Source organism: Nocardioides sp. (assembly GCF_035576065.1).
Classification (GTDB): domain Bacteria; phylum Actinomycetota; class Actinomycetes; order Propionibacteriales; family Nocardioidaceae; genus Nocardioides.
Genome location: NZ_DATLWX010000001.1, coordinates 74353 through 86653 on the forward strand (window position 1 = coordinate 74353; position 12301 = coordinate 86653).

Consider the following 12301-nt stretch of genomic DNA (forward strand, 5'->3'; position numbering starts at 1 on the left):
GTCAGAGTCCCAGGATCGTGCGGGCGATGATCTGGCGCTGGATCTCGTTGGAGCCACCGTAGATCGAGGCCTTGCGGAGGTTGAGGTAGGTCGGGGTGGAGCGGCGGGCCCAGCCCGGGACCTCGGAGTCGTCCTCGGCGCCGTACGCCAAGGAGCCGGGACCGGCCAGGTCGAGCGCGAGCTCGCTGACGGCCTGCTGCAGCTCGGTGCCCTTGAGCTTGAGCACCGAGGACGCCGGGTGCGGCTCGCCCCCGGCGGAGTGGGCCACGACGCGCAGTGCGGTGAGCTCCAGCGCCAGCAGCTCGTTCTCGAGCTCGGCCACCCGAGCGCGGGTCAGCGGGTCGTCGAGGAGGTCGCCGGCGTTGTGCTTGAGCGTGGCCAGGGCGCGCTTGGTGGCGCCGACCGGCGCGACGCCGACCCGCTCGTTGCCGAGCAGGAACTTCGCGATCGTCCAGCCGCTGTTGAGCTCACCGACCATCAGGTCGCCGGGCACGCGCACGTCGTCGAACCAGACCTCGTTGACCTCGTAGGAGCCGTCGATCAGCTCGATGGGGCGGACCTCCACCCCGGGCAGGGTCATGTCGATGAGCAGCATCGAGATGCCGGCCTGCTTCTTCACCTCGGGGTCGGTGCGGACCAGTGTGAAGATCCAGTCGCCGAACTGACCCAGCGTGGTCCAGGTCTTCTGCCCGTTGACGATCCAGTCGTCGCCGTCGCGCACTGCGGTGGTGCGCAGGCTGGCGAGGTCGGAGCCGGCATCCGGCTCGGAGAAGCCCTGCGACCACCACATGTCCAGGTTGGCCGTCGCCGGCAGGAAGCGCGCCTTCTGCTCCTCGGTGCCGAACTGGGCGATCACCGGCCCGATCATCGAGGCGTTGAAGGCGAGCGGTGTCGGCACGCCGGCTGCCTGCATCTCCTCGTGCCACAGGTGGCGCTTGAGGTCGGTCCATCCGCGCCCTCCCCACTCCTCGGGCCAGTGGGGCACAGCCAGCCCCGCCGCGTTCAGCGCCTGCTGGCTCCGGACGATCTGCTCCTGGGACAGCTCTCGTCCCTCAAGCACGGTGTCGCGGATGTCCTGAGGGAACTCGGTGGTGAAGAAGGAGCGCATCTCCTCGCGGAAGGCGGCGTCCTCTGCGGACAGCTCGAGCTGCATGCTGCTCCTTGTTGTGGGGCGTGGCCGACGGGCCCTCCCATCATGTCGCGTGCGTCCACACGCTGCGATGGGCGCGGAGCACAGGCGCCGGTCACTCGGCGTCGGAGTCCAGCACGAAGTCGCCTGTCTTCTCCTCGTCGCCGCTGAGCCAGGTGAGGGCGACGGTGTCGCCGGGACGGTAAGAGCGGACCGTGGCCACGAGCGAGTCGGCGTCGGTGATGCGGGCGTCCTCGATCCGGGTGATGAGGTCTCCGGGTGCCAGGCCTCCCTCGTCCGCGGTCGACCCCGCGGTGACGCCTCTGATGAGCGCTCCGGTTTCGCCGGATGCCGTGCCCACCTCGATCCCGAGCCGCGCGTGCGTAGGGGTCTCACCAGCACCCATCTGCTCCACGATGGGCATGACCCCGTCGATCGGGATGGCGAAGCCCAGGCCGATGGAGCCCGCCGGGCCCTGCTGTCCCGACTGTGACGCGGCTGTGCGGATGGAGGAGTTGATCCCCACGACAGCGCCCGACATGTCGACCAGCGGGCCGCCGCTGTTGCCGGGATTGATGGCCGCGTCCGTCTGGATGGCGGGATAGGTAGTCGAGTTGCCACTGGTGTCCCGCCCCACGTTGACGGGTCGGTCCAGCGCGCTCACGATGCCGCTGGTGACGGTGGCGTCGAGGCCGAACGGAGAGCCGACGGCGACGACCTCCTGCCCCACGGCGAGGCTGGCCGAGGTGCCGATGACGGCCGCGTCCAGGTCGCTGACGCCCTCAGTCTGGATGACGGCGGTGTCAGTCAGGGGATCTGCTCCCAGGATGGTCGCCCCAGCGCTCGTCCCGTCGGCGAAGCTCACCACGATCTGGCCCGTGCCGCTGGCGGCGTCGACGACGTGGTTGTTGGTCAGGATCATGCCGTCCGAGCTGAGGATGATGCCCGAGCCGGAGCCCGCGCCCTCCGGGCCGGCGACGTCGATCTTCACGACCGAGGGCAGCACCGCGGCGGCCACGTCCTCGACTGAGCCGTCCGCCGAGCCGCTCGCCGAGCCGTCGGCCGAGCCCTCCTCGGCCGGCTCGTCGGCCCGGTCCGAGACGGTCGTCGTCGCGCTCGGCGGCGTACGAGCTGAGGGGGTGTCGTCCTGCGTCTGGTCCCAGAGCGCCGCGCCCCCGAAGCCGGCCCCGCCACCCACGACCAGCGAGGTGAGGACCACGGCTGCAGCCAGCGAGCTCAGACGCCGTGGCCGGTTGCTGCCGGCCCCCGTGCGTGATCCCGCAGGGTCGATGATGCCCTGCGCGCCGTAGGGGTCGAGCGGATGGTCGGTGCGAGGTGCGGAGATCATCTCCCCATGGTTGCCCGCGAGTCTGGGGGAAGGCTGAAAGGCCGCTGGGGGCTGGCCAAGAAGACCGGCGCTGCAAGATCTGCAGCCGTTCACGTCCACGGCCTATGAAAGATCTTGCAGCCGTTGCAATATCTGCCAAGAGGCTCCTATCGTGACGCACGCCACACCCGCCCCCATCTCTCGGGAGAAATCGTGCGTCGTCCGCTGTTGGCCGTCACCGGCCTCGCCACTCTTCTTGCCACGATCTCACCGCTGACCCCGGCCCGAGCCGAGCACCGCGCCGAACCTCCGGCCTCTGTGACCCTGGTCGGGAATCTGCAGGACGAGGTCGGGTGCACCGCCGACTGGGTCCCCGACTGCGTGCAGTCCAGCCTGTCTCTCCAGGCCGACGGTTCGTGGGCGCTGACCGCAGACGTCCCGGCTGGCACCTACGAGTTCAAGGTGACGATCAACGGATCATGGGCCGAGAACTACGGCGCCAACGGTGCGGCCGGAGGGGCGAACTTGCCGCTCGTGCTGTCCCACCCCGCCAAGCTTCGCTTCACCTACGACGACGCAAGCCACCGCGTGGCCGTCGCGCCCGCCGCACAGCCGGTGGGCAGGCCGACTGCCGGGGACGAGGCGCTCGCCGGGACATCTCTGCGTGCGCCCCTGACGCGCGAGCAGTTCTACTTCGTCATGGCCGACCGGTTCGAGAACGGCGACCCGGGCAACGATGCAGGCGGCCTCTCCGGCGACCGGATGGTGACGGGCCTGGACGCGACCGACAAGGGCTTCTTCCACGGCGGCGACATCGCGGGTCTGGCCCAACGGCTCGACTACATCGCCGGCCTGGGGACGACCGCCATCTGGCTCACCCCCAGCTTCATGAACCGGCCCGTCCAGGGCGCTGGCGCCGACGCGAGCGCCGGCTATCACGGCTACTGGGTCACCGACTTCACCCGGATCGATCCGCACTTCGGCACCAACGCCGAGCTCAAGGCCTTCATCGACAAGGCCCACGGGCGAGGCATCAAGGTCTTCTTCGACATCATCACCAACCACACGGCTGACGTGATCGACCACGAAGAGGCGACCCACCCCTACATCAGCAAGGACTCCGAGCCCTACCGCGATGCCTCCGGCCAGCCTTTCGACGACCGCGACTTCGCCGGCAAGGACACCTTCCCCGAGCTGGACCCGACCACGTCGTTCCCCTACACGCCGCAGTTCCGCACGGAGGCGGACCGTACCGTCAAGGTCCCGGCCTGGCTCAACGACCCGACCAACTACCACAACCGCGGTGACTCGACCTTCGCCGGTGAGTCCTCGCTGTATGGCGACTTCGTCGGCCTCGACGACCTCTTCACCGAGCAGCCGGACGTGGTGGACGGGATGACCGACATCTACAAGACCTGGGTCGACTTCGGCATCGACGGCTTCCGCATCGACACCGTCAAGCACGTCAACCTGGAGTTCTGGCAGGAGTTCGCCCCGGCGATCCGCGAGCACGCCGCCTCGCGAGGCAACGACGACTTCTTCGCCTTCGGCGAGGTGTATGACGCCGACCCGGCCTACCTGTCGACGTTCAGCACCACCGGTCGGATGGACGCGACCCTCGACTTCGGCTTCCAGAGCACGGGCACGGGCTTCGCCAAGGGTGCTCCCACCCGCCGGCTCCGCGACTTCTACGCCGCCGACGACCACTACACCGACACCGACTCCAACGCCTACGCCGTGCCGACCTTCCTCGGCAACCACGACATGGGCCGGATCGGGACATTCCTCGCCGGCAGTGAGCAGGCGCTTGAGCGCGACCGGCTCGCCCACTCCTTGATGTACCTCACCCGCGGTCAGCCGGTCGTCTACTACGGCGACGAGCAGGGGTTCGTAGGAGACGGCGGTGACAAGGACGCTCGCGAGGACATGTTCCCGAGCAAGGTGGCGTCGTACAACGACAACGACCTGCTCGGCACCGACGCGACCACGGCCCAGGCCAACTTCGACACCACCCACCCGCTCTACACGACTATCCGCGACCTCGCTCGCCTGCGCACGCGCTATCCGGCTCTCGCCGATGGCGCGCAGCTGCACCGCTACTCCTCGAACGACGCGGGTGTCTTCGCCTTCAGTCGCATCGACGCCCGGGAGCGGCGCGAGCACGTCGTCGCGCTGAACAACGCCACGACTGCCAAGACGGTCACCTTCGGCACCGAGATGCGCCGGGGGACCTTCAAGCAGGTCTGGCCCGCCGCCCGTACGTCGCTGCGCAGTGATGCGGAAGGCCGCGTCACCGTCACGGTGCCCCCACTCTCAGCAGTGGTGTGGCGCGCTGCCGGCACGCTCGCCGGGCGCGCCCAAGCCCCGGCCGTGCACTTCGAGAAGCCGTCTGCCGGCGGGGTGGTCGGCGGTCGCTCGCCGATCACCGTGGGTGTGCCCGATGGCGGCTTCAACCAGGTGACGGTCGCCTGGCGTCCGGTCGGGGCCAAGGAGTGGACGCCGCTCGGCACCGACGACAACGCGCCGTACCGCGTCTTCCACGACACCGGCGGGCTGGCTCGAGGCACGCTGGTCGAATACCGCGCCGTGCTGCGCGACAGCTCCGGCAACCTCTCGGTAGCGTCGACCTCAGCCTCGGTCGGCGACCCGGAGGCAGAGCCGACTCCCGGCGGTGGTGGGGGCGGCTCCGGCCCGGTCACCCAGCCCGGTGCGGTCTCGATGCCCGGCAGCCACAACTCCGAGATCGGTTGCGCCTCCGACTGGTCGCCCGACTGTCCAGAGGCCCAGATGTCCCTCGACGCGAAGGACCTCGTCTGGAAGCGGACGGTCACGCTGCCCGCCGGCGACTACGAGTTCAAGGCAGCCATCAACGGCAGCTGGGACGAGAACTACGGCGCAGGGGGCACCCCCGGGGGTGGCAACCTGGCACTGAAGCTCGACTCGGAGCAGGCGGTGACCTTCTACTACGAGCACGGCTCCCACTGGATCACCACCGACGCCAACGGACCAATCGTGACCCTGGCGGGCAACATGCAGTCCGAGCTCGGCTGCCCCGGCGACTGGTCGCCGGACTGCATGCGCGGCTGGCTCAAGGACCTCGATGGCGATGGCAGCTACACGTTCGCCACCGGCGCCCTGCCTGCCGGCGACTACGAGACCAAGGTCGCCCACGGGCTCTCGTGGACCGAGAACTACGGCAAGGACGGAGTCGCGGGCGGTGCGAACATCCCCTTCACAGTGCCGGCATCGGGGGGCGAGGTGGTCTTCACCTACGACGTGGCCACGCACGTCCTGAGCATCGGCACCCGGGCCGCCGGGGCCGCGCCCGACCTGACCAAGGCTAGAGCGCACTGGCTGCGCGCAGGCCTCGTTGCCTGGGACGTCCCGGACGGCGCCAGTGGGCGCTACCGCCTGCACTGGTCGCAACAGGCCGACCTCGCCGTGGACGCCGAGGCGGTCACCGGCGGCTCGAGCGCGCGTCTGGTCCACGACCCCGCCGGCCTGCCGGCGGACGTCGTCGCGGACTTCCCGCACCTCGCCGACCATGAGGCCTTCCGCCTCGACCCGGCGGCCGTCAACAGGGTGTCCGAGATCCTCACCGGCCAGCTCGCCGTGGCGTCGTACGCCGCCGACGGGACCCTGCGCGACGCGACAGGGGTGCAGGTGCCGGGAGTGCTCGACGACGTGTACGCCGCAGCCGCCGCCCGGACGCTGGGCGTGACGTGGAAGAGCCGACGGCCCACGCTCAGTCTCTGGGCGCCGACGGCGCAGGACGTGGCAGCGGTGGTCCGCGGCCGCCGGCTGCCGATGGACCGGCACGCCGACGGCACCTGGACGGTCACCGGCCCGGGCTCCTGGAAGGGGGCGCCGTACACCTACGAGGTGCGCGTCTTCTCCCCGCGCCTGCAGCGGGTCGTCACCAACACCGTCACCGACCCCTACTCGGTCGCCCTCACCGCCAACTCGGCACAGTCGTTGATCGTCGACCTGGCTGATCCCGCCCTGGCGCCTCCCGGCTGGTCCCAGACCCAGCCGCCCGTGATCGCGCAGCCCGAGGACCGCAACGTCTACGAGCTGCACGTCCGGGACTTCTCGATCGCGGACAAGACCGTCCCGCAGGCCGAACGCGGCACCTACCTCGCCTTCGCCCGCGACGACACCGCCGGCATGCGGCACCTGCGTCGGCTCGCCGACGCGGGCCTCAACACCGTGCACCTGCTCCCGGTCTTCGACATCGCCACGATCGAGGAGCGGCGCGCCGCCCAGAGCGTGCCCGGCTGCGACCTGGCGTCCCTGCCGCCCGACTCGCCCGAACAGCAGGCGTGCGTCGACGACATCCGCTCGGGCGACGGCTTCAACTGGGGCTACGACCCCCTCCACTACACCGCGCCCGAAGGGTCGTACGCCACCGACCCGAACGGCACGCAACGCACCGTCGAGTTCCGCCGGATGGTCCAGGGACTCAACCGCACTGGGCTGCAGGTCGTGATGGACGTCGTCTACAACCACACCGCCGCCGACGGCCAGGACGCGAAGTCCGTGCTCGACAAGGTCGTGCCCGGCTACTACCACCGCCTGAACGCCACCGGTGCCGTCGAGAGCTCCACGTGTTGCTCCAACACCGCCACCGAGCACGCGATGATGGAGAAGCTGATGATCGACTCGGTGCTCACGTGGGCGCGCGACTACAAGGTCAACGGTTTCCGTTTCGACCTGATGGGTCATCACAGCCTCGAGAACATGCAGCGGCTGAGAGCGGCGCTCGACGACCTGACGATCCGTCGCGACGGCGTCGACGGACGTTCGATCTATCTGTACGGCGAGGGCTGGAACTTCGGCGAGGTGGCCGACGACGCGCGCTTCGTGCAGGCCACCCAGCTCAATCTCGCCGGCACTGGGATCGGCTCATTCAGCGACCGCCTGCGTGACGCCGTCCGCGGTGGCGGTCCCTTCGACGCGGACCCGCGCGTCCAGGGCTTCGGCTCCGGGCTCTTCACCGACCCCAACGGCGCCCCGGTCAACGGCAGTCCCGACGAGCAACGGGCCGACCTCCTGCACGCCCAGGACCTGGTCAAGCTCGGCCTGGCCGGCAACCTCGCGGACTTCTCGTTCCGCGACTCCAGCGGGGCGACCGTCACCGGCAAGGACGTCGACTACAACGGTCAGCCGGCCGGCTACGCCGCCGACCCGGCAGAGACCATCACCTACGTCGACGCCCACGACAACGAGACGCTGTTCGACTCTCTCGCCTTCAAGCTGCCGCAAGGAACCTCCATGGCAGACCGCGTGCGGATGAACACCGTGTCACTGTCGACCGTCGCGCTCTCCCAGACAGTGGTGTTCTGGCACGCCGGAACCGACCTGCTGCGCTCGAAGTCCCTGGACCGCAACTCCTACGACTCGGGCGACTGGTTCAACCGGATCGACTGGGAGCGCCGAGAGCACACCTTCGGTTCCGGGTTGCCGTTGCGAGCCGACAACGAGGCGAAGTGGGACTTCATGCGCCCCCTGCTCGCCGATGCGGCGCTGAAGCCGAACGCGGCCGCCATGGACGCTGCGCATGAGCGCGCTCAGGACCTGCTGAGGATTCGGATGTCGTCTCCGTTGTTCCGGCTCGGTTCCTACGACGCCATCCAGGCCAAGGTCAGCTTCCTGGACGCCACGCCCGGTGTCATTGCGATGCTCATCGACGACACAGCAGGCGCCGATGCCGACGCCGACCGGGACGGGGTGCTCGTCGTCTTCAACGCCACCCCGGGCGAGCAGACGGTCAGCGGCACCGGCGCCGGCTGGAGGCTCCACGACGTGCAGGCTGCCGGCAGTGACGGCGTCGTCAAGGTGAGCACTGCAGCAGCCGACGGCGTCACGGTGCCTGGCCGGACGACAGCTGTGTTCGAGCGCTGAGTCGCCGCGGGAAGGGGGTCACGAGGACCGTGGCGAGCAGGACGGCAGCCATCACGACGAAGGCGACCGGGAAGGACCAGGACGCGGCCAGCGCGCCCACGAGCATGGCGCCGGAGGCCGTGCCTGCGTCGAAGCCGATGTTCCAGCCGGCGCTGGCGACGGGGATGCGGCCCGGTCCTGCGGCCGCGAACGCAGCGACGAGGGTGAGGTTCTGCAGGGCGCCGTACGAGATCCCCAGGACGGTCGCGGCCACGACCAGGGCGACCGGGTGGCGGTGGTGGACCGCCCAGGCACACCCGGCGGTGGCTGCCGCCGCGACGACGAGCAGGGGCGCCAGGAACCGCGACGCACCGTGCCGGTCGGCGACGTGCCCGACCAACCAGCGGGCGAGGGTCGCGGTCAGACCCATCCCGAGGAGCAGGGCCATCGCCGTCGTCGGGCCTGCCAGAAGGGGGGCGAAGGTCAGCAGCCCGCCGCCGGCCATGGTGACGGCGAACAGCACGAGGATCGGCGGCACCATGACGAGCAGCGTCCGGGGGTCCGGGCGGCCGGCCCGGGAGGTGGCGGGTGCGGGTCGGTCGTGCCCGAGGTCCCGGAGCACGGCCCCCAGCCCGAGCGCCGCCGGGACACCGAGGACGGGCAACGCGGCGATCCAGAAGACCCACGCGAAGCCCAGGCCCTCGGCGAGGGGCACGGACGCCGGGAGCAGGAGCAGGTTCGGTACGGCGACCGCGAGACCGTACGCGCCGATCGCCCGACCACGGCGTGCCGGATCGACGAGGTGGGCGGCGGCGGCCGACCCGGTGACGGTGAGGACGCCGAAGCCGACTCCGCGCAGTGCCGAGAGGGCGAGCACCCAGGCCAGGCCGTCGGACAGGAGGTAGGCCGGGGCGGGGAGCCCGAGGAGCAGCAGCCCCGCGGCCAGGACGCGTCGGGTCCCGAAGGCGGCCAGCGCACGCGGCACGAGCAGCTGCGCCAGAACGGTGGCGCCGAGGAGGACGCCGTTGACGAGCCCCCCGCCCGCCTCGGAGGCTCCGCCGCGGATGGCCCACAGCGGAGCGACGGCCAGCAGTGCGGCGTACCCGGCGAAACCGACGACCGAGAGGAGCCCCAGCTGGGGCATCCCGGGCGTGCGCCAGACGCTCAGCATCCCGGCTTGCCCGGCTGTCGCCGTGCTGCGCCCCTCGCACTGTCCGGCTTGCCCGGCTGACGCCGGGCTGCGCCGTTCGCACCGCTGCGGGTCGCGCGGCTGCGCCGCGCACTGTCCGGCTTGCCCGGCTGACGCCGGGCTGCGCCGTTCGCACCGCTGCGGGTCGCGCGGCTGCGCCGCGCGACCCGGGCGGTGCTCAGGACCAGCGCTCGGAGGACGGTGTGAACGTCAGCTCGCGATCACCGGTGTAGATCTGCTTGGGGCGCGCGATCTTCTGGTCCTTGTCCTGGACCAGCTCGAGCCACTGCGCCAACCAGCCCGGCGTGCGGCCGATGGCGAAGAGGACGGTGAACATCTCGGGCGGGAACTGGAAGGCCTCGTAGATCAGGCCGGAGTAGAAGTCGACGTTGGGGTAGAGCTTGCGCTTGACGAAGTATTCGTCCTCGAGCGCGATCTTCTCCAGCTCTTTGGCGATGTCGAGGAGCGGGTTGGTGCCGGTGACCTCGAAGACGTCCTCGGCGGACTTCTTGATGATCTTGGCGCGCGGGTCGTAGTTCTTGTAGACCCGGTGACCGAAGCCCATCAGCTTCTCGTTGCCGTCCTTGACGCCCTCGATGAATGCGGGGATCTCCGAGGTGCTGCCGATGCGCCGCAGCATGCGCAGCACGGCCTCGTTGGCGCCGCCGTGCAGCGGACCGAAGAGCGCACCGACACCGGCGGCCACGGCCGAGTAGGGGTCGACCTGGGTCGAGCCCACCGAGCGGACCGCGTTGGTGGACGCGTTCTGCCCGTGGTCGGCGTGGAGGATGAACAGGACGTCGAGGGCCTTGACCAGACGCTCGTCGGCCTCGAACTTCTTCTCGCTCATCTTGAAGAGCATCGAGAGGAAGTTGGCGGTGTAGCCGAGGTCGTTGTCGGGGTAGACGAAGGGCTTGCCCTGCGCGTGCCGGAAGGACCAGGCGCCCAGCGTCGGCATCTTCGCGATCATGCGGACGATCTGCATGTGCCGGTTGTCGGCGTCGCCGATGTTGCGCGCGTCGGGGTAGAACGTCGAGAGCGCACCGACAGACGCCATCAGCATCCCCATCGGGTGCGCGTCGTAGCGGAAGCCCTCCATGAAGGACTTCACGTTCTCGTGGACGAACGTGTGGTAGGTGATCTCGTGCACCCAGCTGTCGTACTCCGCCTTGGTGGGGAGTGCGCCGTGGATGAGGAGATAGGCGACCTCGAGGAAGTTGGACTTCTCAGCCAGCTGCTCGATGGGGTAGCCGCGGTATTCGAGGATGCCCTTGTCGCCGTCGATGTAGGTCACGGCGCTTCGACACGAGGCTGTGTTGACGAAGCCGGGGTCGTACGTCGCAAGTCCTGGGGTGTTCTCGTCGGTCCTGATCTGGCCGAGGTCCTTGGCGTTGATCGTCCCATCCGTGATCGGGATGTCGTACTCCTGGCCGGTGCGGTTGTCGCGTACGGTCAGGGAGTCGGAGTTGGCCGCTACGTCGGTCACGTCGGCTCCTGTCCTGGAAGTCAATGGAGTCCGTCCAACCTAGCCGCGACCCCGCAGGCCACGCCAACCCGGTCCGGCCGCCGTCGGCTGCTCGGCGTGCCGTGGCTGCGGCGTTTTGACCCCCGGGTGTGCCGGGCGTAATCTTGCTGGTCGCGACTCCTGCCGCACCCATGATCCGCACGGATCCGGGTGCAGACCCAGACGCTGTGTTCATTCAAGCGGCGAGCTGGGCAGTGTTCGTCAGAAGCCGCAGCACCACACCGGGTGGGACATCCCCCATCTGGCACTACGAACGAGATCGGGATACAGCCGTGCGCACGTACAGCCCCAAGCCCGCTGACATCCAGCGAGAGTGGCTCGTCATCGACGCCACCGACGTGGTCCTGGGACGCCTCGCCGTCCAGACCGCCAACCTTCTCCGCGGCAAGCACAAGCCGACCTTTGCTCCGCACATGGACATGGGCGACTTCGTGATCATCATCAACGCCAGCAAGGTCGCCCTCTCGGGCAACAAGAAGGTCACCAAGCTTGCCTACCGCCACTCGGGTTACCCCGGCGGCCTCTCCTCGACGCCGTTCGGTGAGCTCCTCGAGAAGGACGCTCGCAAGGCCATCGAGGGCGCTGTCTGGGGCATGCTCCCCAAGAACAAGCTCGGCCGTCAGGTGCTGAAGAAGCTCAAGGTCTACGCCGGCCCGGAGCACCCCCACGTGGCACAGCAGGCCATCCCGTTCGAGATCTCCCAGGTCTCCCAGTAAGCGCATAGGACCGAACAGTGACTGAGAACATCGAGACCACGTCAGAGGTCGAAGAGACCTTCGAGACCGACGCCGACGGCGTCGCCTACAGCTCCGAGAGCGCCCCGTCCGCCGACGCCCCGCTGCGTCCCGCGACGATCGCTCCCGGTGCCGCGACCGGCCGCCGCAAGGAAGCCGTCGCCCGCGTCCGGCTCGTCCCGGGCACCGGCCAGTGGACGGTCAACGGCCGCACGCTGGAGGACTACTTCCCCAACAAGCTGCACCAGCAGATCGTCAACGAGCCGTTCGTCGCGCTGCAGCTCGAGGGCCGCTTCGACGTGCTGTGCCGCATCCACGGCGGCGGCATCGCCGGTCAGGCCGGCGCCCTGCGTCTCGGCGTGGCCCGCTCGCTCAACGCCATCGACATCGACGCCAACCGCGCCGAGCTCAAGAAGCTCGGGCTGCTCACGCGTGACGCCCGCGCCGTCGAGCGCAAGAAGGCCGGACTCAAGAAGGCTCGCAAGGCCTCGCAGTTCAGCAAGCGCTGATCTGA

General features: G+C 69.5%; 7 protein-coding genes. 3 read left to right on the forward strand and 4 right to left on the reverse strand.

Annotation, left to right across the window (positions count from 1 at the left end):
* Nucleotide 1 precedes the first annotated feature (1 nt).
* Both VNJ48_RS00435 and VNJ48_RS00440 read right to left on the reverse strand, forming a co-directional pair.
* Complete coding sequence (locus VNJ48_RS00435) at nt 2-1153, reverse strand: acyl-CoA dehydrogenase family protein (RefSeq protein ID WP_325597990.1); 1152 nt, start codon at nt 1151-1153, stop codon at nt 2-4.
* Between the two features lie 91 nt (nt 1154-1244).
* Nucleotides 1245-2477, reverse strand: coding sequence for a S1C family serine protease (locus VNJ48_RS00440; protein WP_325597992.1), 1233 nt, complete (start codon nt 2475-2477; stop codon nt 1245-1247).
* A 192-nt stretch (nt 2478-2669) separates the two neighbouring features.
* Here VNJ48_RS00440 and pulA point away from each other — a divergent pair, with 192 nt between their 5' ends.
* A complete protein-coding gene (gene pulA, locus VNJ48_RS00445; RefSeq protein ID WP_325597994.1) occupies nt 2670-8360 on the forward strand; it encodes a pullulanase-type alpha-1,6-glucosidase in 5691 nt (1896 codons plus the stop codon).
* On the opposite strand, the gene VNJ48_RS00450 is transcribed toward pulA, so the two are convergent.
* Nucleotides 8320-9510 carry an MFS transporter gene (locus tag VNJ48_RS00450; protein WP_325597996.1) on the reverse strand — a complete coding sequence of 397 codons (1191 nt, stop codon included), beginning with the start codon at nt 9508-9510 and terminating at the stop codon, nt 8320-8322. The two genes, pulA and VNJ48_RS00450, sit on opposite strands and share 41 nt — an antisense overlap.
* 196 nt (nt 9511-9706) lie before the next feature.
* Nucleotides 9707-11014, reverse strand: a complete 1308-nt coding sequence (locus VNJ48_RS00455) for a citrate synthase (RefSeq protein ID WP_325597998.1) — start codon at nt 11012-11014, stop codon at nt 9707-9709.
* Nucleotides 11015-11325: 311 nt separating this feature from the next.
* On the opposite strand from VNJ48_RS00455, the gene rplM reads away from it, so the two are divergent.
* On the forward strand, nt 11326-11769 hold the full coding sequence (gene rplM / locus VNJ48_RS00460) for a 50S ribosomal protein L13 (protein ID WP_297736451.1): 444 nt from the start codon (nt 11326-11328) through the stop codon (nt 11767-11769).
* Nucleotides 11770-11798: 29 nt separating this feature from the next.
* On the forward strand, nt 11799-12296 hold the full coding sequence (gene rpsI, locus VNJ48_RS00465) for a 30S ribosomal protein S9 (RefSeq protein ID WP_297736454.1): 498 nt from the start codon (nt 11799-11801) through the stop codon (nt 12294-12296).
* Nucleotides 12297-12301 lie beyond the last annotated feature (5 nt).

Coding starts and splice junctions, on each gene's coding strand:
- VNJ48_RS00450 (WP_325597996.1), bottom strand. CDS start 9,510: ATGCTGAGCGTCTGGCGCACGCCCGGGATGCCCCAGCTGGGGCTCCTC.
- VNJ48_RS00435 (WP_325597990.1), bottom strand. CDS start 1,153: ATGCAGCTCGAGCTGTCCGCAGAGGACGCCGCCTTCCGCGAGGAGATG.
- VNJ48_RS00440 (WP_325597992.1), bottom strand. CDS start 2,477: ATGATCTCCGCACCTCGCACCGACCATCCGCTCGACCCCTACGGCGCG.